The organism is Nostoc sp. EspVER01 (assembly GCF_034530635.1).
Classification (GTDB): Bacteria; Cyanobacteriota; Cyanobacteriia; order Cyanobacteriales; family Nostocaceae; genus Nostoc.
Genome location: NZ_JAVRCS010000002.1, coordinates 133707 through 155498 on the forward strand (window position 1 = coordinate 133707; position 21792 = coordinate 155498).

A 21792-nucleotide genomic window follows, 5' to 3' on the forward strand; every position below is an offset into this window, starting at 1 on the left:
TAGTTTGTCTTCAGGTGATGTCAGAGTAAAAAAATATATAAATTCGATTTTATTAGTGAAAAATAGTGAAAAACTATTTTTATAACTAATGGCAAAGACGCAGAGAATGCAAAGAAAGTAAAGAGATGTTTTCAAAAATAATTTAGGATTGCTATATTTTGTCAGGGCATAGCAAAACTGTGTCTCTACTGCATGGTTATTTATCTAAAAATTGCTGTAAAGACGTAACAGATTATTTATTGCTAAAGCCTGAAAAAAGCAGATTTGTAACTTGCTCTAACACCTTTAATGCTGTTAATGAACCTCGAATCAACCTAGTAGCGGCAAAGGGTTGTCGAAGCATGGCGATCGCTAACGGCAAAGGATTGAGAGAGCCATCAGAGTTAATTGCTGGTGTGAGATCGGGGATATTATGCTGACAATCGTCGCTAACTACTCGCAGCATTGCCACGGACACTCCAGCCGCATTGAAAAATTCTAAAGCGGTAAATCCTTCCATATCAACAACATCAGCCGCCAAAGTCTCACCTAAACGACGTTTTTCGGATGCAGACCAAATTAGGCGATCGCTTGTCAGGGACTTGACTAAGGATACTTTTTCTGATAGTGAAGAGTGCAATTGTGTTGTAAGAGTGCGATCGCATTCTTGCTGTTTCCCCTGATAAATACAATTTTGATACAGCACAATATCACCAACTGTATAGCGATCGCTCAAGCTGCCACATATACCCATAATCAGCACTCTGGATTTTGGAGTCCGAAATTGTCCTTGTTGCAGGTATTTGAGTAAAGGCTTCATCCCAACAGGTATGGCTACTACTTTTGGGATGGAGGCAGTAATACCGCTTAATCCGTGACACACAGCTTTGTATTCTGCTCCTTGAGGTACCAGAATTGTGTTGATGGGCAAAAAATTAGGCACTAGCTGTCTCGATAGTTTTAAATTTTAACGGTCAATATGTAGTAACCAAAATTAGCAAACCGAAGATGATTGCTGTAGCATGACTAAATAATTGTGTCATCCACACGATAATTTTCCAAGATGGTAAAGCTTCATAACTCCAAATCCGCACGAGAACTCTTCAATATTTCCAAATTGGCAATTCAATTTTCGTGGCTGACGGTGAGTTTTTGGATTGCCGTAACGGTAGCTGGTGTTCTAGCTTTCAGTTCCCTGAAGTATGCTTTGTTTCCAGATATTACCTTTCCAGTGGTGGTTGTAAATGCTACAGCCCCCCTGACAACTGCCCTGGATACAGAAGCAAAGCTCACCAAACCCCTAGAAGAACGCCTCCGCTCTCTAGAAGGACTGGAGAATATTCGCTCATCAACCTATCCTAGTCAAACAGCGGTTGCCCTTTCTTTTGCCGTTGGGACGAATTTAGAAACATCGACTAAAAAGGTTGAAACTGCCCTGAAGCAGTTGACTCTACCTCAAGGAGCGACTTCTAAAATTATTCCCCTGAATCTAAACGAGTCAGCCGCCATTAGCTATGCCATAGAGAGTCCGACACGGAATCTCAAAGATTTGACGAAGTTAGCGCAAGATGAGATTGTCAGTGCGATCGCTAAATTACCAGGAGTATTAAAAGTCTCACTACTAGGCGCTGCGACGGCAACTCCTCCGGTAAATCCAGCGAATGCGAGTGCAACGGCTCTCCCCCAAGGTGGGGCGACATTAGTCCGGTTTAACGGTCAAGATGCACTGGCATTTCAGGTAATCAAACGCGGTAGTGCTAATACTTTGGAAGTCGTGAGTCGAGTTGAAAAAGAAGTCCAAAGACTACGCTCTACCCTAAAAGATGTCAAACTCACCTTAGCTGCCACCCAAGCAGAATACATCCGCCAAGCCACCCAGTCAACAATCGATGCTTTGCTGGAAGCAGTCTTATTGTCTATCGTAGTGATTTTTCCTTTTTTGTGGAATTGGCGGGCAACTCTGATCTCTGCCTTAGCGATTCCTACATCTTTGTTGGCGACGTTTATCGTTATGGCGATTTTCGGCTTCAACCTGGAAACGATCACCCTGCTGGCTTTAGCTTTGGTGATTGGTAGTGTAATTGATGATGCGATCATTGATGTCGAAAATATCATGCGGCACATTGAAGATGGCGAAACTCCTCGCCAAGCCGCTTTTTCTGCTACAGATGAAATTGGCTTAACAGTTATCGCCACCACTGCTACTGCTGTAGCAGTTTTTTTACCCATTGGTTTGATGGGAGGAGTCATCGGACAGTTCTTCAAGCCATTTGGGATCACAGTTTCAGCAGCGATGATTGCTTCAACATTGGTTGCTCGTACATTATCACCAGCTTTAGCTACCTACTGGTTAAAACCTGCTAATTCAAATCCCCAACGCCGTCAGAAAGCAAACACCTGGGTGAATTTTGCCCAATTTTATAGAAACTTACTTAACTGGTCTTTACACCACCGTAAGACAGTTATTGCATTAGCCATACTTAGCTTTGTTGCAGGTATGGCGCTGAGTCTACTAATTCCCAAAGGATTTATTCCTAAATTAGATCGCGGCGAGTTCAATATTACTTATACCGCACCTTTGCCGAGTATTCCTAGTGGAGCAGGGGGGCAGGGGAGCAGCACTTCTCTACGTTCGCGCAGCGTGTCGCAGACAGAGGCTGCACTTCAACGCTCAGTGACCACGCCAACGACTACGCCCTTCGGCTACGCTCAGGACAGGCTCAGTGACCGAGGGGCAGGGGAGCAGGGGATAAATCCTAGTCTCCAGTCACCAATTCCTAACCCCTTAAACGATTCTCTAGAGGTTGCCAAGAAATTAGAAGATGTGGTGAGAAAATCTCCAGTAGTAGAAACAGTATTTACTACTGTTGGTTCTCGTGAGGGTGAGCCAAATAAAGGTACGCTTTATGTAAAGCTCAAGGAAGATCGCAACATCCAGACTGCGGAAGTACAAGACCAATTACGCTCGTCTTTGCCTAATCTCTCTGGCGTGAGTACGAGTGTGGAAGATATTCAATTTGTTGACACTGGTGGACAAAAACCCTTACAGGCATCACTACAAGGCGATAACCTCCAAAGCCTCAGCAAAGCTGCCAAGGCAATTAAAGAGCGCATCGAAAGACTACCGGGATTTGCTGATGTGACCGTAACAAGTGAAACAAATTTGCAGGGCACAGTTTTTCAAATTGAGCGGCTCAACAATCAAAGAGTTGCTTATATCAGTGCCAATCTGGGCAAAGATTTGTCCTTGGGGAGTGCCACAGACCAATTAGTAGAGGAAGCAAAAGCAGTATTACCTGCTGGTGTAACTTTAGACTTGGGAGGAGATTCTGCCCGCCAAGGTGAAGTATTTAGTAGTTTTGGCACTACTTTGCTTTTATCAGCACTGTGCATTGTCGTAGTACTGATTTTGCTGTTCAAAAGCTGGATAGACCCTTTAGTTATTGGTGTTTCTTTGCCCTTGTCAATTGTCGGTGCCATGCTAGCTTTACTCTTTACCAAAAGTGACTTTGGCATGATCTCGCTAATTGGTTTTGTGTTTTTGTTGGGACTAGCAAACAAAAATGCCATCTTGCTAGTAGATTACATCAACCAACTCCGCAAATCTGGCTTAGACCGCACAGAGGCGATTCTCAGAGCAGGGCCAGTGCGCCTTAGACCAATTATGATGACCACTGCCTCTACACTTTTAGGGATGCTACCGATCGCATTAGGTTTTGGTGCTGGTTCGGAATTGCGATCGCCTATGGCTGTAGCGATCGCAGGTGGACTAGTAACTTCCACTATCCTCAGTTTGATTGTTGTGCCCGTAGTTTACACCATCTTGGATGATTGGTTTCCTCGGTTTAAGAACAGGAGCAGCACTTCGGCTTCGCTCAGTGACCGGGGAGCAGGAGAGCAGGGGGGAAGTTGATGCAGGTTTTTATCACGGGGGGTACGGGTTTTATTGGCGCTCATTTGGTACGATTGCTCCTACAAGAAGGATATGCTGTCAAAGCGCTGGTACGCTCAAGCAGCAATTTGGAGAATCTACACGGTTTGGATGTGGAAATTGTCAAAGGTGATTTGAACGATCCAAATCTCTGGCAACAGATGGCAGGTTGTCAATACCTATTTCATGTCGCAGCCCATTATTCCCTCTGGCAAACAGACCGTGAATTACTCCACCGTCACAATGTCCTGGGTACGCGCAATGTGTTGGCAGCCGCTCGCAAGGCTAACATTGAGCGCACCGTATACACGAGTTCAGTGGCAGCGATTGGGGTAGGATCATCTGGTCAAGTCGTTGATGAAACACATCAGAGTCCCTTAGAAAAGTTGGTGGGTAACTACAAAAAGTCTAAGTTTCTGGCTGAACAAGAAGCCATGCAAGCCGTTGCTACAGGTCAGGAGGTAGTTATTGTCAATCCCAGCAGCCCCATTGGCTCGTTGGATATCAAACCTACCCCGACGGGTGATATAATTTTACGGTTTTTGCAACGGCAAATGCCCTTTTACTTAGATACTGGTCTAAATTTTATCGATGTGCGGGATGTGGCATGGGGGCATTTACTGGCTTTGCAGCGGGGTAAATCTGGCGATCGCTATATCTTAGGTCATCAAAACCTCAGTCTCAAGCAACTACTCGAACAACTCGCCGATATCACAGGTCTTAGCGCACCTCAACAAACAGTACCCGCTTGGTTGCCCCTGAGTGTTGCCTGGGTTGATGAAAAAATTCTCGCACCACTAGGTAAATCGCCCTCAGTACCATTAGATGGTGTTCGGATGGCGAAACAACCTATGTATTACAATGCTTCAAAGGCTGTACGAGAATTGGGTCTACCCCAATCTTCGCTGAATGCCGCACTCAAAGATGCTGTGGATTGGTTTGTTGCTCAGGGATATGTTAACCCCTCTGGGAAATTCAGAATTCAAAATTTAAGACCCCATAGATAAATTTTGGGGTTGAGAAAGTGGTGCATTTATCTTTAAAAGAGGAGCGATCGCAACAATGGCAGTGAATCTACAACAAGCTATGGATATTGGGAAGTATCTTGTTACACAGCGTTTGAAAGGACGCAAACGCTTCCCCTTAGTGTTGATGTTGGAACCTCTTTTTCGGTGTAATCTCGCTTGTACTGGTTGTGGTAAGATCCAACACCCAAAGGAAATATTAAAGCAAAATCTCACCCCAGAACAGTGTTTTGCTGCTGTGGAAGAGTGTGGCGCACCAGTTGTCTCAATTCCTGGGGGAGAACCTCTATTGCACCCCCAGATTGATGAGATCGTCCAGGGATTAATTGAGCGCAAGAAATATATTTACTTGTGTACCAATGGTTTGTTATTAGAAAAAAGCCTAGATAAATTTCAACCTTCCCCTTATCTAACTTTCAGCGTGCATTTAGATGGAATGCGGGAATTACACGATCAATGCGTCGATCGTAAAGGTGTTTTTGATATTGCTGTTAAAGCCATTCGCGCCGCTAAAGCTCAAGGCTTTCGTGTCACCACTAACACCACTATCTTTGAAGGTACTGAACCTAAAGATATGCAAGAGTTCTTTAACTTTCTGGAAACACTAAATACTGACGGGATGATGATTTCTCCCGGCTACAGTTACGAGTGGGCACCAGATCAAGATCATTTTCTCCACCGCGAACAAACCCGCGCCCTCTTCCGCGAAATTTTGGCTCCTTACAAAAGTGGTGAAAAAAACTGGAACTTCAATCACAATCCGTTATTCCTAGATTTTCTCACTGGTGAGAAGGACTACGAATGCACACCTTGGGGTAGCCCTAGTTATAGCGTTCTCGGTTGGCAAAAACCTTGCTATCTACTGAACGAAGGTTATTACTCTACCTTTAAGGAATTACTCGCACAAACTGACTGGAGTCAATACGGCCAGAAGAGTGGTAATCCTAAGTGTGCCGATTGTATGGTTCATTGTGGCTACGAACCAACCGCCGCAATGGATGCAATGCAGCCGCAAAATATGGCGCGTGCCCTTGGCAGTGTGTTTGGTAGGAATTAAGAAGTAGTAAATACTACATATCAAGGGTGCGACGCTTATGCACCCTTTAAGGATTCTGATTGCACTGGAACTATGTCTAACAACATACGATAGTTAAAAAAGGATGCTTATTTAGAGATATTGCGATCGCTCCCTCAGCCAAATTCGCCGAAATTCATCAGGAAAAATACTCATGCCATTTGTATCTGGTCGTGACCTGCAAATGTATTATGAGATTCGTGGCACTGGTCAACGCCTACTTAGTATCAGTGGTACATCGTCATATCCACTACATGAACTCGCGAACCTTCCTAGTGAAAAACTAGCTCATCGGCAAATCACAATTGCTGATACTCGTTGGCAAGAGGAAGCTTGGCTCTCTAGCCGAACTACACAATTTCAGAAATTAGTGAAGTTAACACTAGCAGTTTCTCAAGCGGGTACAGACGAACCAAGTCGTGAAGTTGGGCGTCGTCGCCAGCTTGAAGCTCGTGCTGCTCACGATACACATAATCGACTTTCTCAACAATAAATTCGAGTAATTTTACATAAGACATATAAGACATAGCTACAAAGTGACAGTAACTACAACACCTATTGTCCTTCCACAAGAGCAGCGCTCGGCTCATAAACTAAAATCGAGTCCAAAATATGAAGTTATGTAAATAATTTTCACAAACATAATAATAATTTGTAATAAATTATGATACGGCAGCATTGTATAAAGAGAACTTGGAAGTAAAAAACAACATCTTAATCAGGTTTTCCAGTCGTTCATAGAAGTTTGAAGTTTTTTAACAAAAGTTTTAATCTGAAAGCCTGGAGATCGTAAACTTATTTCTTGGGTGTCTGTTTTAAACCTTTCGTAACTCGTCAGGCAGTGCTGACATCAAAAATCTAACTGAACCATTCAGTTTTGAGTCCAATTATTCTTAACCAAGCAAATTAGGAGATTTAACGCAATGGTTTTAGATGCATTTGCAAAAGTAGTTTCCCAAGCTGATACACGCGGCGAATATCTCTCCGATGCACAATTGGATGCATTGAGCGAACTAGTCAAAGATGGTAACAAGCGTGCAGATGCTGTTAACCGTATTACCAGCAATGCGTCAGCTCTTGTTGCTGCTGCGGCTCGTGATTTGTGGGCAGAACAACCCCAATTGATCACTCCCGGTGGTAATGCTTACACCAGCCGTCGTGCAGCTGCTTGTATCAGAGACTTGGACATCATTCTTCGCTATATCACCTACGCTATCTTTGCTGGCGATTCCAGCGTGCTAGATGATCGTGCCCTCAATGGATTGCGGGAAACCTACTTGGCATTGGGAACTCCAGGAGCTTCAGTTGCTGTTGGTATTCAAAAGCTGAAACAAGCTTCTTTGGCAATTGTCAACGATACAAACAATATCACCAGAGGCGATTGCAGTGCTTTGGCATCTGAAATAGCTAGCTATTTCGATCGTGCTGCTGCTGCTGTAGCTTAAGCAAAGCTTGCATTGCTGATGTTGACTAAATAATTGTCCATAGGACAAAACAAAATTTCAACCATAACGTTTGTAAAAGGGAAATACCAAAAATGACAAAAACACCTCTAACTGAAGCAATCGCATCGGCTGATTCTCAAGGACGCTACCTCAGCAGCACCGAAATTCAAGTTGCTTTTGGTCGCTTCCGCCAAGCTCCTGCTAGCTTACAAGCAGCAAAAGCATTGAGCGCTAATGCTCAACGCTTGACCGAAGGTGCTGCTCAAGCAGTATATAACAAGTTCCCTTACACCACTCAACAACAAGGCCCTAACTTCGCGTCTGATGCGCGCGGTAAAGGCAAGTGTGTACGTGATGTCGGCTACTACTTGCGGATTATCACATACGCTTTAGTTGTTGGTGGCACAGGTCCCTTGGATGATTTCTTGATTTCTGGTTTGGCTGAAATCAACCGGACTTTTGATCTGTCTCCTAGCTGGTACATTGAAGCTCTCAAGTACATCAAAGCTAACCACGGACTCAGCGGCGATCCAGCTGTTGAAGCAAATTCCTACATCGACTACGTAATCAATACTCTAAGCTAGAGTGTTTCTTTAGCCCGGAGAGGAAATCAGCTCTTATGACAAGTGAGTTCTATGAGTTGTTTACCTCTCCGGGCAGTTTTTTAAGAAAAGCTAGCTGAAAACCCTGGAGAAAGAGGAACATAGTTCTGTATTTTTTGCTTTAGAACAGGGATGAAAGCTGCCGAAGTAGCACGGTATTTGCTACAACTTTGGGAAAGTTAACAACCCAGTGCCTCTTTTAAGCTACCGTCAATTGGCACAATATTTTTGTCAGTACAAGATTTAAAAACCTACCCTCAGACTGGGGGAAAGTATACGCCCGAAATAACTTAAGGAGATATCACTACGCCCTTGTGGCAGATGTGGTGAGGCAGCGAGCGCAATCTTCTCCCTTCTCTTATGAGACGCTACGTGTTCGCGGAGCGTCCCATAGGGAAGGAAAGACGCTAGCGCAGTCCCCTATGAGGAAGCAAGATATGCGTAGTCTCTGGCAGAGAGAGAACTTCTAGAGGTTTCTCCCCCATGAGAGACTGCCAAACCGATAGGGTGAGCCTGGGAACCTGTGGAAACAGGATGTTAAGGCAGCTATGTCTTAAAAATCGCCTTACTTTAGGTAAGGTGAGTGTCAATTTCAAAAAGACTGTTAAAAGACTAGAAAAAATTTTCTAAAAAGTTTTCAGTTTTGCAGTTAAAACTGAGGAGGTTTTAAAGATGGCAGCTTTGGGACAAGCAGCAAGATTAGGGATTGGAGCGTTTGAAAATTCAGCACCAGTAGAACTACGCCCTGATAGAACAGAAGCCGATGTAGCAGTGGTTATCCGGGCGGCTTACCGTCAGGTTTTAGGTAACGCATATCTACTAGAAGGAGATCGTCTAGAGAGTGCAGAATCACTGTTGCAGCAAGGTGCAATCACCGTTAGGGGATTTGTGCTAGCCATTGCTCAATCAGAACTCTATCGGGATAAGTTTTTCCACTCCAACTCCCAAACTCGGTTTATCGAGTTGAATTATAAGCATTTATTGGGGCGTGCCCCAGAAGATGAGTCAGAGATTTCGTATCATGTTGAGCTTTACAACTCACAAGGTTACGAAGCTGAGATTAATTCCTACATTGACTCATTAGAATATCAAGAGAGTTTTGGCGAAAATATTGTCCCCTACTATAAAGGCTTTAAAAGTCAAGTAGGACAGAAAAATGTTGGCTATAGCCGACTGTTTCAACTGTATCGTGGTTATGCCAATAGCGATCGCGCTCAAGGACAAAAACAAGGACGGCTAACTTGGGAAGTGGCTAAAAATCTAGCTTCACCCATTTACCCAGTCTCTGCTGGAGCCTTAGCAGGTCTTTCTCGAGGCGAACGCGGCGAAACATACCGGATCAGAGTGCTACAAGCTGCTTCCCCAAACTCAACTGTAGTAAGGCGCGGTACTGCGGAATTGATCGTATCCTACGAGCAACTTTCTAGTAAATTGCAGCAGTTGAATCGCAAGGGCAGTAAGGTTATTAGCATTACAGCCGTATAAATAGGGAATTGGGGAATTAAGGGAGGAGTTAGGAGTGAGGAGTTAGAAGTGAGGAGTGAGGAGTTAGAAGTTATGAGTTTTAAATTCCTAACTATATCCCTACCCTTAACTCCTAACTCTTACACTCCTAACTCCTAATTTTTCCAACTACTAATTACAAAAGGAAAATTACCAATGGCTATTACAACAGCAGCTTCCCGTTTGGGAACAGAACCTTTTAGCGATCAGTCTCCTGTGGAATTGCGTCCAAATGCAACCAAAGAAGACATTGAAAGAGTAATTTCTGCCGTCTATCGTCAGGTGTTGGGCAACAACTACATCTTGGCATCTGACCGCCTGACAAGTGCTGAATCTATTCTGCGCGATGGCAAAAGTACAGTCCAAGAGTTTGTGCGTCAATTAGCTAAATCAGAATTGTACAAAACCAAATTTTTCTACGACAACTTCCAAACTCGCGTCATTGAACTAAACTACAAACATTTGTTGGGTCGTGCCCCTTATGATGAGTCTGATGTCGTCTATCACTTAGACTTGTATCAAACCAAGGGATATGAAGCCGATATTGATTCTTATATTGATTCGCCAGAGTATCAATCTAGCTTTGGTGAAAATATAGTGCCTTACTATCGTGGCTTTAATACCCAAACAGGACAGAAAACTGTCGGATTTAGCCGGATATTCCAACTTTATCGCGGCTATGCCAGTAGCGATACCTCCCAACTCAAAGGCAAATCCTCTCGCCTTGCTAGCGAACTAGGTCGCAATAGCGCATCCGTTGTTGTTCCTCCCTCTGGTGCTTCCTCAGGCTTTTCATACGTTGCTTCTGAAAAAGGCGTTACCCCCAACAGTACTTTTGGTGGTGCAGGAACCTTTGGTAAAGAAGGCAGACTGTACCGCATTGAAGTAGCAGGTGTTTTTGGAGCTGGTTATCCTAGCACACGCCGCGTCAATCAAGCCGTGGTTATACCTTATGAAGAACTATCTAGTTACTTCCAGAGAGTGGTAAAACAAGGTGGTAAAATAGCTAGTGTGAAACCCCTTTAGTGTCAATTTGTCAATAGTCATTAGTCATTAGTCATTATTAAAGGCAAAAGACTAATGACAATTTAAAATTGGGAATTAATTTTATGGTTGGGTCAATTAGTAGTAGAACGAGTAGTCGCTACTTTCGGTATGAAGTAGTAGGTCTGCGCCAAAGCGAAGAAACTGAAAAAACCAACTATCCCATTCGTTCTAGTGCAACTGTGTTTTTCACAGTACCTGAGAACCGGATGAATCAAGAAATGCAGCGGATTACTCGCTTGGGTGGCAAAATAGTCAGCATTCAGCCATTGAACGCTGAACCTCAAACAGATAGCGAACAAAGCGATCCTCCTTCTTCATAATGAATTCTAGTCCGCAGAAATTTGAAGATTTATCACCGACAGGTAACTCTGGCGATGGTGAATCTTTAACAGTAGAGCAAGCGATCACTAATCTTGAGAGTGCAGATTTAGGTCTGCGATTTTATGCTGCTTGGTGGTTGGGTAGGTTTCGGATCTGTGAAGCAGCTGCGGTTACAGGATTGATTAAAGCGTTAGAGGATGAAGCCGATAGAACACCAGAAGGCGGATATCCTCTGCGAAGAAACGCAGCTAGGGCATTAGGGAAACTAGGCGATCGCCAGGCAGTCTCACCTTTAATTGCGTGTTTAGACTGCTCAGATTTTTATGTCCGCGAAGCAGCAGCACAATCCTTAGAAATGCTGGGTGATCCGGTTTGCATTCCCGCCCTGATTGAGTTATTACAAGTAGGTTTGCAAGGAGAGCAGCTGATATCAAAGCAGCCTGATTTATCTCAACCCTACGAAGCCATTTTAGAAGCCTTGGGAGCCTTGAGGGCGACTGAGTGCGTCCCCTTGGTAAAACCATTTTTAGAGCATCCAATAGAATTGGTGCAATATGCTGCCGCACGAGCTATGTATCAATTAACTCAAGAACCAGCTTATGGAGAACGGTTAGTAAAAGCTCTGGCAGGAGAAAAATTGCAATTGCGTCGAGCAGTGTTAGCAGACTTGGGAGCAATTGGCTATCTACCCGCAGCAGATGCGATCGCCGAAACTCTTGCCGAAAATAGTCTAAAGCTAATTTCTCTTAAAGGATTACTAGAACATCAAGTTAACCACACAGCAACAAGCACTTTGTCTGATGGTGCGATTAAAGTGATAAATTTGATGGACTCGCTTTTGTAGTTATAATTTCCCAGGCATTAGTTGTTATTAATACGCTTAAATTAACTGTTAATCAGGCATAAACCCCTAACATAACTGCGAGATAAGGGCTAGGGGGTTTATGCCTGATGTCAACTACGGAGGACTTAAGCTACAATTGGCAGATCCCTAATGACTGATGGCAAATTATTATGAATAACAGTGACCTTGCCCAAATATTAATTCGTGCTGTGGAAGAAGCAGACTCCTCGGATCGCTTATTAGACGCAGTTCAGGAGTTAGCGGCAGCTGGCATAGAGGAATCTGTTCCCACTCTGATTGCAGCTTTAGGCTACAACAATCCAGGGGCAGCAGTGGCAGCAGTAGATGGACTAATTGCGATCGGAGAAGCCGCAGTACCGTCACTATTGGAACTAATTGATGACTACAACTACAGTGCTAGAGCTTGGGCTATCCGTGCCTTAGCGGGAATTGGCGATGTTCGGGCGCTGGATACCTTGTTAGAGGCAGCAAAAACTGATTTTTCCTTAAGCGTGCGGCGGGCAGCTGCTAGGGGATTAGGCACTTTACGCTGGCAGCAACTCCCTGCTGAGAAAGTGGAATCTGTTCAGACTCAGGTATTAGAGGCGCTATTACTAATTTCTCAAGATCCAGAGTGGATAGTGCGTTATGCAGCAGTGACGAGTTTAGAAACACTTGCACTAGCCATAGCAGTCACTTTACCAGAGCAAGCGTCACGGATTACAAATCAACTTCAGCAAATACTCGATACTGATGCCGATTTGGGAGTTCGTACCCGCGTAGAATTTGCACAGCAAAAAATTCAACAGCAACAACATCAAGAAATGTTTGCACCGAAAAGAAAGCTAGAAAATACTGAAGTGTCTGAAATACCTCATCGTGGTGGTGGCAGACGGTAAATTACCAGACACCAACCGCCTTTGCGGTATGGTGTTAGGTTCTGCCAATTCATCGGGGATAGCCTTCAGAACTCCTTGTTTTATTAGTTCTTGCATTCGCTTCTCCGATGGGGAGTCCTGGTTCCCAAGACCTTAGTTTTGGTAAAACTAACCAGGCGATAAAGACTGAATTTCTGCCTGGATATTGCCACGAGCAGATGGTTCGGCAAACTCTGACATTAAAGGCGTAAAATAAATACGCGATCGCTGTAAAAATCTTTCTAAAATTTTCTGACGACCTGTAATATAGTCTGCCTCTGCCACCCAGCCATATTCCTGACGAATAGCATGGGCATATTCTTCATAATCCACTGAGTTAGTAGCCAAAATCGCTAAATCTGCATCAATTAAGACTTGGCTATCATAGTCATTTACCGCAGCTTGGTGGTCTTTAGTGTTCAGAATCAGACGGGTGACAGTAGTTATGATACTTTCTGGAATACCAAAATTACTCAGCAACTCAAAAGCATAGTCTGCGCTTCGTTCTTCGTTATCTTTAGCTTCAGCGTCATACACTACATCATGAAACCAGGCAGCTAGTTGAACAGCAGCTAGGTTGTTGGTGTAACCTTGCAAAACCTCAATTGTGCTGAGGACGCGATCAATGTGTTTCAGTGTATGGTAGTAGCGACCAGGGGTAGAATAAGCTTCAACCAAGAGATTAAAGGCTTTTTCAGCCGCTACCTGGTCAACGCCAAAGGGTTGGAGTGTGTGTTGCCAGTTATAAAATAAAATATCCATAAAGTTTTCTGTAGGCATAGAGGCAGTATACCCATTCTGAGTATTGGAAAAAACAAGTATATGCAGATGGAGAGTGGAAAGAAGCAAATGAAGAGGCGATGCGAGTTATGTTAGTAGTCCCTAAAAGAGAAAAGGAAGGCTGGTTTCGTCCTCAAGATATTGACAACTTTCCCTGTGAAGACATCCGTACCAAGTTGTGGGTGTTTTCTTTCCCATCAAGATTTGTAATCAGTATTCAACCGAATTTAATCTCAGAGACTTTGCGGGATATGAGTGGTTCACCACTGTGATATCTGATACAGGGAAGTTATGATCGTGGGCATTAATTTTTTATTGTTAAGATGCCAGCTAAAATCATCCTTACCGTTATCCAAGGACAATTATTAGGACAACAATATATTTTTGATTGCCGCACTAGCTGCATAATCGGTAGAAGTCCAGATTGCAATCCCCAGTTACCAGATGATGAGAATCATCGGGGCATCTCCCGCTATCACTGTCTACTGGATATTAATCCTCCTGATATTCGGGTGCGGGACTTTGGTAGTAAAAATGGCACTTACATTAACGGTAAAAACATCGGACAACGCCAACGAAATCAAACGGCTGAAGAAGCCGTAAAATTACAGTTTCCAGAGTATGACTTACGAACAGGCGACGAAATCAACTTAGGTCACACTGTCTTCAAAGTTAGTATAGAAATACATCCAGATGAAGTAAATCTACCAACCTTCATCCCTGACGATGTTACTGTCAAAAATAACCCAGTACAACAAGCTTATTTCTTAGACATTATCAAATACTTTCTGAATTTGGCTAAGAGTGGCGATCGCAACCTCAAAGCAATTAGCGGTTATAATCTTGTCAAACTTCTCAGCACTAGTGAATTCGGAGAAGTTTATTTAGCACAGCATAATCAGTCTGGCAAGTTCATAGCCTTAAAGGTGATGTTACCAGCAGTGGCGGCGAATGACTTCGCTGTGCAGATGTTTCTCCGGGAGACGGAAAACACCAAGGCTTTGCAACATCCTCATGTAGTGCAACTGATGGATTGTGGCTTCTCGCAAATTATCTTCTTTTTTACAATGGAATATTGTGAGGGCGGTACTGTATGGGATTTCATGCAACAACTGGGTGGGCGATTGTCTGTTGAGATTGCAGTACCAATTATTCTGCAAATTTTAGACGCTTTAGAATATGCCCACAATGTTGAACTTCCTTATGTCAAACTGGCTGATGGTAAGTTTGGCAAAGGTAAAGGTATAGTTCACCGCGACCTCAAACCGAGTAATATCTTCCTGACTAAGATTGATGGAAAACTGGTGGCTAAAATCGGTGATTACGGCTTATCTAAGGCCTTTGACTTAGCTGGTTTAAGTGGTCAAACTTTGACTGGTACTCAAGCTGGTACTCCCGTTTTCATGCCGCGACAGCAGGTGCTTAACTTTAAATATGCCCAACCGGAGGTAGATATTTGGGCAGTTGCGGCTTGTCTCTACAATATGCTAACAGGTTGTTTCCCCCGCAACTTCACAGGCGATCCCTTTCTGGCAGTTTTACAGAATAATCCCATACCAATTCGCCAACGAGATGCAACAATTATGCAACCCCTAGCGCAGGTGATTGATTTGGCGTTGGTTGATAAGCCAGAAATTCACTTTAAGAGTGCAGCTGAATTTAAGCGGGCATTGTTAAGTGCGTTGTCATGGTAGAGTTTACAGCATTTTATTATCTATTTAATCCACCTCTGTCGTAGGGTCTTGCACCCCTACAATGGAATATTTTTTAATTGCAAGTCCCTAGAATGCACGGCGTAACTATAAGCTGTTCCACATTTAAATTGCATAATTACGGCGGGCAAGATGCCCACCCCACAAGAGTTATATAAATTTTAGATATGTAAACTAGATGTGGTTTAGCTTATCATTCAAAATCAATCAAATCCTTACGGTATAGGAATTACGAATTCCGCATCATGGTGACAGTTAAATGAAAGCGTCAAAATAGAAGACACAAGCTTTCGACAAAAAGCCTTGCCTTGATTAACGGAGTTATTATCAGTGGTATTACAAGTACAAACAAGCACCTACGAAGCTAAAACCCAAGAAATTGCTAAACAACTTCTCGCAGCAACGCAGGAAAATCGTTCGTTTTTTTCTTCCCTGCGGGATCAAATGCGTTGGGATGATAAATTACTAGCTTGGGCAATGAGTAACCCTGGATTGCGGGTGCAGCTATTTCGCTTTATAGATACGCTACCTGCTTTGCACAGTAAATCAGAAATTGCCTCACATTTACAAGAATATTTAGGCGATGAATCTGTAGAATTACCGGCAGCTTTGAAGGGAATGCTAAACTTTGCTAACCCTGATTCTATGCCAGGACAAGTTGCTGCGACAACCGTTGGTACAGCGGTTGAGACTCTTGCCCATAAATATATTTCTGGGGAAAATATTAAACAAGTCATCAAAACAGTTGAGCGACTGCGAAAAGAAAAAATGGCTTTCACCATCGACTTACTTGGTGAAGCCGTAATTACTGAAACCGAAGCGCAGTCTTATCTAGAACGCTATCTAGAATTAATGCAACAATTGGTGGAAGCATCGAAGAATTGGGCAGTTATTCCGGCGATTGATGAGGCTGATGGCGAACCGATACCAAAAGTTCAGGTTTCTGTGAAATTAACGGCCTTTTATTCCCAATTTGATCCATTAGATGCTAAAGGTAGTGAGGAGCGAGTTAGCGATCGCATTCGGATTCTCTTACGTCGTGCTAAAGAGTTGGGTGCAGCTGTGCATTTTGATATGGAACAGTATGCCTATAAGGACATAACTCTCAGCATTCTGAAAAAACTGTTACTAGAAGATGAGTTTCGGCAACGCACAGATATTGGCATGACAATTCAAGCATATCTGCGTGATAGCGAACAAGATACCGAAGACCTAATTTCCTGGTTGAAACAGCGCGGTTATCCTCTGACAATCCGCTTGGTGAAAGGCGCATATTGGGATCAAGAAACCATTAAAGCAGCCCAAAAGCATTGGAAACAGCCAGTTTACAACGATAAAGCCGCAACTGATGCTAACTTTGAAACCATCACTCAGTTGTTGTTAGAAAATCATCAATATGTCTATTCTGCCATTGGTAGCCATAATGTGCGATCGCACTCTCGCGCCATTGCCATAGCTGAAAGTTTAAATGTCCCCCGCCGTCGCTTTGAATTACAAGTCCTCTACGGTATGGGTGATAAAGTTGCAAAAGCTTTGGTTGACAAGGGTTATCGAGTTAGAGTTTACTGTCCCTACGGTGAATTATTGCCTGGAATGGCGTATTTAATTCGCCGATTGTTGGAAAATACCGCGAATAGTTCTTTTTTACGCCAAAATCTCGAAAATCGACCAATTGAGGAATTATTAGCACCGCCAATTCTCAAAGAAGAAAAATCTTTAACTCCTAACCCTTCGGCAGGCTCAGGGCATCGCTCTTCACTCCTAACTCCTGACTCTCATTTCCTCGGTGCTGCTGATACCGATTACGCCCAGGAAGAGGTGAGAGCCAAGGCGGCGCAAGCTTTCCAAAACGTTCGTCAACAGTTGGGTAAAACTTATTTACCACTGATTAATGGCGAGTATGTTAACACGCCGGAATTTGTTGATTCTCTCAATCCTTCTAAGTTCAGTGAGGTAATTGGTAAAGTTGGGTTGATTAGCGTCGAACAAGCGGAACAGGCGATGCAAGCTGCGAAAGCGGCGTTTCCAGGGTGGAAGAAAACACCAGCTAAACAACGCGCTGATATTTTGCGGAAAGCGGGTGATTTGATGGAACTCCGCCGCGCTGAACTTTCAGCTTGGATAGTTTTGGAAGTTGGGAAACCAGTTAAGGAAGCCGATGGAGAGGTTTCGGAAGCGATAGACTTTTGTCGTTACTACGCTGATGAGATTGAACGGTTAGATAAAGGTGTGAATTACGACATACCTGGCGAAACTAATCGTTATATTTACCAGCCACGGGGAATTGCTGTAGTGATTTCTCCCTGGAATTTTCCGCTAGCGATCGCTTGTGGAATGACAGTTGCAGCTTTAGTTTCGGGCAATTGTACTCTCCTCAAACCTGCGGAAACATCTTCTGTAATTGCAGCAAAACTCACAGAAATCTTGGTAGACGCTGGTTTTCCCAAAGGTGTATTTCAATACGTACCTGGCAAGGGTTCGCAAGTTGGGGCTTATTTGGTAAATCATCCAGATACTCATGTGATTGCTTTTACAGGTTCCCAAGAAGTGGGCTGTCGAATTTACGCAGAAGCAGCAACATTGAAACCTGGACAAAAGCACATGAAGCGGGTGATTGCAGAAATGGGCGGCAAGAATGCAATTATCGTCGATGAAAGTGCTGATTTAGACCAAGCTGTTGTGGGGGTAGTACAGTCGGCATTTGGTTACAGCGGCCAAAAATGTTCTGCTGCTTCTAGGGTGATTGTACTGCAACCGATTTATGATGCCTTTGTGCAGCGGTTGGTGGAAGCAACGAAATCCTTAAATATTGGAGAAGCAGAGTTACCAAGTACACAAGTTGGGCCAGTAATTGATGCTAATGCCCGCGATCGCATCCGCGAGTATATTGAGAAGGGTAAGGCAGAATCACAATTAGCCTTAGAATTACCAGCACCAGAACAAGGATATTTTATCGGGCCAGTCATCTTTAGTGAAGTATCGCCAAATGCGGTAATTTCCCAGCAAGAAATTTTTGGCCCTGTGCTGGCGGTGATTCGGGTGAAAGATTTTCAGGAAGCTTTAGCAGTCGCCAACGGTACAAACTTCGCCTTAACTGGCGGACTTTATTCTAGAACGCCTTCGCACATTCAGCAAGCGCAGACAGAATTTGAAGTCGGTAATTTGTATATAAACCGCAATATTACCGGAGCGATCGTTGGACGGCAACCCTTTGGTGGATTCAAACTTTCTGGAGTAGGTTCTAAAGCAGGCGGCCCTGATTACTTACTGCAATTTTTAGAACCACGCGCGGTTACAGAAAATATCCAACGTCAAGGTTTTGCACCAATTGAAGGTGCAGATTAAACTAACGTGAATTCCACGGCTCATATAGTATCGGTCTAATTTGCACAATCAAAACACCTCTCCCTGATTTTACTGCGTAAAACCCTCCCTCTCCGACTACGAGAGGGACAGGCTTGCACTTTCGTTCAAAGCAGGGAGAGGTGCATCAAACTCACATTAAACTACAATAGGTATTAACATCAAAGAGAGTTTAATGAGTAATTTAGTTATAAAAGTTGCTGAATTACCTAAAGATTTTCCGGCAATTCAAGCAATTAGAAAATCAGTTTTTCAAGAAGAACAAGGGGTAGATCCAGCTTTAGAGTTTGATGGCAAAGATGAAATATCCGATCATCTAATTGCTTATTTAAATATGGAAGTTGTGGGGACTGCTAGAATCAGATATTTAGATGATAAAACTGCCAAAATAGAAAGGTTAGCTGTTTTATCGACAGTTAGAGGGCAAGGTATTGGTAAGAAAATTATGGAAAATGCCCTACAGATGATAGCTAACCAAAATATTCTAGAAGTAGTGATTCATGCTCAAGAATATGTGAAAGATTTATACAAGAAACTGGATTTTATAGAAGAAGGAGAAATATTTGAAGAAGCTAGTATTCTCCATGTGAAAATGAGAAAAAGGTTTTCACAGCTAAAGTAAAGTTATATATAGCAATCCTATTTGATTCGTGAAAAATTATAAATAAGAAAACGAACCGTAAAGTACGCTTTCGCGCAGCGTCTCCTCAGAGAAGGGCGCAAAGGGAAGAAAGAAGAAAGAGATATATAATTTTCACAAATGATTTAGGACTGCTATAGTATATTTTTTCACAGAAATGTTTATACAAAAATGCATTTTTATGAGCAATTAGCTAAAATATCTTATCAAAATAGACTCTAACTGGACTATGCGAATTGGCTTAACAAGGTAGTCATTAGCGCTACCTGGCAACATGGCAATTTCCTCCTCTAAAGGTTCGCTAAAGGTCGTCATTACAATCGGTAAATGTTCCCGATAAGGCTCTTTTCTAAGGATTTTCAGCAAATTACAGATATGAACATCTTTTTTTACTAACTGCAAATCAAAAAAAACTAAATCTGGTTGGAAGCTTTGTACCTGTTTCAAAAAGTCGTTACTATTATCTATCCACATGACTTGGTAGCCAATTGTGTGGAGATAATCTTGCAACACTGTTGCTGTGTTTTCCTCTTCTTCTACAAGCAAAATAGTTTTATTTGTGGGGATGACTGAAGAAGTAAAATTTGCTTCTTCTTCTGTCTCATCTATCTTATCTATCTCATTTGTCTCATTTTCCCCATTTCCCGGATGCTCTAAATTTGGTAGAAACAGAGTGAATTGACTGCCCTTTCCTAAAGTTGATGTCACGGTAACATCTCCACCATGTAAACGCGCTAATTTCCGCGTCAAGGCTAAACCCAAACCAGTGCCTTCATACTGCCGATTTAACCGGCTGTCAAGCTGTTTAAACGGTTCAAATAGAAATTGAAACTGGCTTGAATCTATACCAATGCCAGTATCTGAAACTGTAAACGTTATCCCTTGTGGCACTTTTTTGACTACCAGCGATACTTCACCTGCTGGGGTAAATTTAATCGCATTGGTCAGCAAGTTGAGTAGCATTTGCTTGATGCGGCGCTCATCAGCAATACAAATATCAGCTTCTTGGTCAATTTCATGTGTGAGTTGCAATCCCTTTTCTGAGGCGCGATCGCGCACTGTCCAGATGGCATAATTACATATATCTGCCACTGATAAAGATGATAGTAACAGCTCCTCTTTACCTGCTTCTACCTTAGATAAGTCAAGGATATCGTTAATCACTGCCAGCAGATGTTCACCACTACTGTATATACAACTTACATATTCGTTCTGCTTTTCATTCAAAGAGCCAACTATTTCTTGTTGCAATAACTGTGATAAACCCATAATCGCATTGAGAGGTGTCCGCAACTCATGACTCATGGTTGCTAAAAATTCAGTTTTTGCTCGACTGGCGGCTTCTGCTGCTTCTTGAGAAGCGCGTAGTTTCAACTCTGTTTGCTTACGTTCAGTAATATCCTCAATCATCGCTAGAAAAAACTCAGGTTTACCATTGCTGCCTGGTATAACAGAAACAGAGATATGAGTCCAAACTAAGCTACCATTTTGATGCTGGCAGCGTCTTTCTATCTCAATACGATGTCTTTCAACAAGCTGTTTCTGATGGTTGGAAGGTTGTAAACCGTCCCTCGAAGTTCTCTTTAAGTCTGTGCGAATTCCTGACATCAGTTGTTTGTAAAGTTTTAAATCCTCCCTTTCTATGGAAATGTAATCTGTAAAGCACTTGCCGTATAACTCTTCTCGGCTATATCCTAAAATCTCGCACAGTGCCAGATTAGTATCGACTATCTGCGCTTTCATATCTATCAGGCCAATACCGATAGACGAACGCTCAAAAATCGCCCGAAATTGTGCCTCACTCTGTCGCAGTGCTTCCTGTACGACGTTTCGCTCGCTTGCTTCTATAGCCAGTGTCACAAAATCTGCAATTGAGCCAGCAAAACTCTCTTCTTCTAAAGTCCATTGGCGACCTTCGCCTATGTGTTCGTGACACACTACGCCTACCAAATGACCCTCTAGCCAAATTGGTGCGTCTAGTATAGATGTGATCCCCAACACTGAAAGATAAGACTCGGATAATTCTTGGGTTCTGGGATCGTTTCTGGCATCATCTGCGGCAATAGTACGTTCCTCTTCTAAAGCCTGGAAATAAGCAGGAAAATCTGTTTTTAAAAGTGAGTTACCAAAGGTATGCTCCTTAGTCTTAACATCATATAAATTAATGCATTCAATTTTTGAACGCTCTTCATTATATAACCATACCCCAACTCGCTCTACTAACAGCGTCTGAGCAGCTGTTTCAGTGATTTCCCTCAATACGGCATTGAGATTACCTTGCTGAAATGTCTTGCTTCTTGCCAGTTGCACCAGCGTCTGGCTTTGTTTTCGCCGACTATTTTCTCTGATTCGTAAAGCCTCTTGGGCCTGGTTCTGCTCTGTAATATCTCTAGCTGACACCACCTGCATTAGTTGCCCTCAAGAAGAAATAATTTGGACTTGCAGTTCTACGGAAAAAGTAAAACTGTCTTTGTATAACTACAATTACTTGATAGGGTTTTTCATAACCGGAAAGTATAATTTTTCTAATCAAATTTTATAATTCTGGCTAATTAGTTATAAGCTAGATTTTGCTGATTATTTCTATTACTTCATACGATTAATTTTT

General features: G+C 42.9%; 17 protein-coding genes and 1 pseudogene. 15 read left to right on the plus strand and 3 right to left on the minus strand.

What is annotated here, in order from left to right; genetic code table 11:
• Nucleotides 1-232: 232 nt before the first annotated feature.
• Nucleotides 233-922: a phosphorylase gene (locus tag RMX69_RS02595; protein ID WP_322636438.1), complete on the minus strand. Its 690-nt coding sequence runs from the start codon at nucleotides 920-922 to the stop codon at nucleotides 233-235.
• A gap of 120 nt (nucleotides 923-1042) precedes the next feature.
• Between RMX69_RS02595 and RMX69_RS02600 the strand changes: the two genes are divergently transcribed.
• The 11 genes from RMX69_RS02600 to RMX69_RS02650 all read left to right on the plus strand — a co-directional run bounded on the left by RMX69_RS02600 (nucleotide 1043) and on the right by RMX69_RS02650 (nucleotide 12671).
• Complete coding sequence (locus RMX69_RS02600) at nucleotides 1043-3892, plus strand: efflux RND transporter permease subunit (RefSeq protein ID WP_322636439.1); 2850 nt, start codon at nucleotides 1043-1045, stop codon at nucleotides 3890-3892.
• Entirely contained in the window at nucleotides 3892-4917 is a 1026-nt protein-coding gene (gene hpnA / locus RMX69_RS02605; RefSeq protein WP_322636441.1) for a hopanoid-associated sugar epimerase, read from the plus strand. The genes RMX69_RS02600 and hpnA overlap by 1 nt, the downstream gene beginning before the upstream one ends.
• 55 nt (nucleotides 4918-4972) lie before the next feature.
• Nucleotides 4973-5992, plus strand: coding sequence for an adenosyl-hopene transferase HpnH (gene hpnH, locus RMX69_RS02610; RefSeq protein WP_289795181.1), 1020 nt, complete (start codon nucleotides 4973-4975; stop codon nucleotides 5990-5992).
• Between the two features lie 172 nt (nucleotides 5993-6164).
• Nucleotides 6165-6503 carry a hypothetical protein gene (locus RMX69_RS02615; RefSeq protein WP_322636443.1) on the plus strand — a complete coding sequence of 113 codons (339 nt, stop codon included), beginning with the start codon at nucleotides 6165-6167 and terminating at the stop codon, nucleotides 6501-6503.
• Between the two features lie 430 nt (nucleotides 6504-6933).
• On the plus strand, nucleotides 6934-7455 hold the full coding sequence (locus RMX69_RS02620) for a phycocyanin subunit beta (protein ID WP_289795183.1): 522 nt from the start codon (nucleotides 6934-6936) through the stop codon (nucleotides 7453-7455).
• Between the two features lie 92 nt (nucleotides 7456-7547).
• Entirely contained in the window at nucleotides 7548-8039 is a 492-nt protein-coding gene (cpcA, locus tag RMX69_RS02625) for a phycocyanin subunit alpha (protein ID WP_012411562.1), read from the plus strand.
• A gap of 690 nt (nucleotides 8040-8729) precedes the next feature.
• Complete coding sequence (locus tag RMX69_RS02630; protein WP_289795184.1) at nucleotides 8730-9542, plus strand: phycobilisome linker polypeptide; 813 nt, start codon at nucleotides 8730-8732, stop codon at nucleotides 9540-9542.
• Between the two features lie 174 nt (nucleotides 9543-9716).
• The gene (locus tag RMX69_RS02635; protein WP_289795185.1) at nucleotides 9717-10586 is read left to right on the plus strand and encodes a phycobilisome linker polypeptide; all 870 of its coding nucleotides are present in this window, start codon (nucleotides 9717-9719) and stop codon (nucleotides 10584-10586) included.
• 83 nt (nucleotides 10587-10669) lie between these two features.
• Nucleotides 10670-10927 (plus strand): phycobilisome linker polypeptide, encoded by a 258-nt coding sequence (locus tag RMX69_RS02640; protein WP_409878079.1) that lies wholly within the window; start codon nucleotides 10670-10672, stop codon nucleotides 10925-10927.
• A complete protein-coding gene (locus tag RMX69_RS02645; protein WP_289795186.1) occupies nucleotides 10927-11772 on the plus strand; it encodes a HEAT repeat domain-containing protein in 846 nt (281 codons plus the stop codon). Before RMX69_RS02640 ends, RMX69_RS02645 begins: the two co-directional genes overlap by 1 nt.
• A 170-nt stretch (nucleotides 11773-11942) precedes the next feature.
• Nucleotides 11943-12671, plus strand: a complete 729-nt coding sequence (locus tag RMX69_RS02650) for a HEAT repeat domain-containing protein (protein ID WP_322636449.1) — start codon at nucleotides 11943-11945, stop codon at nucleotides 12669-12671.
• A 147-nt stretch (nucleotides 12672-12818) separates the two neighbouring features.
• On the opposite strand, the gene RMX69_RS02655 is transcribed toward RMX69_RS02650, so the two are convergent.
• Nucleotides 12819-13469, minus strand: coding sequence for a hypothetical protein (locus RMX69_RS02655; protein WP_289795188.1), 651 nt, complete (start codon nucleotides 13467-13469; stop codon nucleotides 12819-12821).
• Nucleotides 13470-13516: 47 nt separating this feature from the next.
• Between RMX69_RS02655 and RMX69_RS02660 the strand changes: the two are divergent.
• From RMX69_RS02660 to RMX69_RS02675, 4 genes and pseudogenes are all read left to right on the plus strand, one after another.
• Nucleotides 13517-13741: pseudogene (locus tag RMX69_RS02660) on the plus strand (GUN4 domain-containing protein); the annotation flags it as partial.
• Nucleotides 13742-13792: 51 nt separating this feature from the next.
• On the plus strand, nucleotides 13793-15163 hold the full coding sequence (locus RMX69_RS02665) for a protein kinase domain-containing protein (protein WP_289795189.1): 1371 nt from the start codon (nucleotides 13793-13795) through the stop codon (nucleotides 15161-15163).
• A gap of 348 nt (nucleotides 15164-15511) precedes the next feature.
• Nucleotides 15512-18526, plus strand: coding sequence for an L-glutamate gamma-semialdehyde dehydrogenase (gene pruA, locus RMX69_RS02670; protein ID WP_322636450.1), 3015 nt, complete (start codon nucleotides 15512-15514; stop codon nucleotides 18524-18526).
• Between the two features lie 193 nt (nucleotides 18527-18719).
• Nucleotides 18720-19166 carry a GNAT family N-acetyltransferase gene (locus RMX69_RS02675; protein WP_289795191.1) on the plus strand — a complete coding sequence of 149 codons (447 nt, stop codon included), beginning with the start codon at nucleotides 18720-18722 and terminating at the stop codon, nucleotides 19164-19166.
• 207 nt (nucleotides 19167-19373) lie between these two features.
• On the opposite strand, the gene RMX69_RS02680 is transcribed toward RMX69_RS02675, so the two are convergent.
• The gene (locus RMX69_RS02680) at nucleotides 19374-21593 is read right to left on the minus strand and encodes an ATP-binding protein (protein WP_289795192.1); all 2220 of its coding nucleotides are present in this window, start codon (nucleotides 21591-21593) and stop codon (nucleotides 19374-19376) included.
• Between the last annotated feature and the right edge of the window lie 199 nt (nucleotides 21594-21792).

Excerpts from the sequence above, each read along its gene's own strand:
- RMX69_RS02600 (WP_322636439.1), top strand. The coding sequence starts at position 1,043 with ATGGTAAAGCTTCATAACTCCAAATCCGCACGAGAACTCTTCAATATT.
- hpnA (WP_322636441.1), top strand. The coding sequence starts at position 3,892 with ATGCAGGTTTTTATCACGGGGGGTACGGGTTTTATTGGCGCTCATTTG.
- hpnH (WP_289795181.1), top strand. The coding sequence starts at position 4,973 with ATGGCAGTGAATCTACAACAAGCTATGGATATTGGGAAGTATCTTGTT.
- RMX69_RS02615 (WP_322636443.1), top strand. The coding sequence starts at position 6,165 with ATGCCATTTGTATCTGGTCGTGACCTGCAAATGTATTATGAGATTCGT.
- RMX69_RS02620 (WP_289795183.1), top strand. The coding sequence starts at position 6,934 with ATGGTTTTAGATGCATTTGCAAAAGTAGTTTCCCAAGCTGATACACGC.
- cpcA (WP_012411562.1), top strand. The coding sequence starts at position 7,548 with ATGACAAAAACACCTCTAACTGAAGCAATCGCATCGGCTGATTCTCAA.
- RMX69_RS02630 (WP_289795184.1), top strand. The coding sequence starts at position 8,730 with ATGGCAGCTTTGGGACAAGCAGCAAGATTAGGGATTGGAGCGTTTGAA.
- RMX69_RS02635 (WP_289795185.1), top strand. The coding sequence starts at position 9,717 with ATGGCTATTACAACAGCAGCTTCCCGTTTGGGAACAGAACCTTTTAGC.
- RMX69_RS02640 (WP_409878079.1), top strand. The coding sequence starts at position 10,670 with ATGGTTGGGTCAATTAGTAGTAGAACGAGTAGTCGCTACTTTCGGTAT.
- RMX69_RS02645 (WP_289795186.1), top strand. The coding sequence starts at position 10,927 with ATGAATTCTAGTCCGCAGAAATTTGAAGATTTATCACCGACAGGTAAC.
- RMX69_RS02650 (WP_322636449.1), top strand. The coding sequence starts at position 11,943 with ATGAATAACAGTGACCTTGCCCAAATATTAATTCGTGCTGTGGAAGAA.
- RMX69_RS02655 (WP_289795188.1), bottom strand. The coding sequence starts at position 13,469 with ATGCCTACAGAAAACTTTATGGATATTTTATTTTATAACTGGCAACAC.
- RMX69_RS02665 (WP_289795189.1), top strand. The coding sequence starts at position 13,793 with ATGCCAGCTAAAATCATCCTTACCGTTATCCAAGGACAATTATTAGGA.
- RMX69_RS02675 (WP_289795191.1), top strand. The coding sequence starts at position 18,720 with ATGAGTAATTTAGTTATAAAAGTTGCTGAATTACCTAAAGATTTTCCG.
- RMX69_RS02680 (WP_289795192.1), bottom strand. The coding sequence starts at position 21,593 with ATGCAGGTGGTGTCAGCTAGAGATATTACAGAGCAGAACCAGGCCCAA.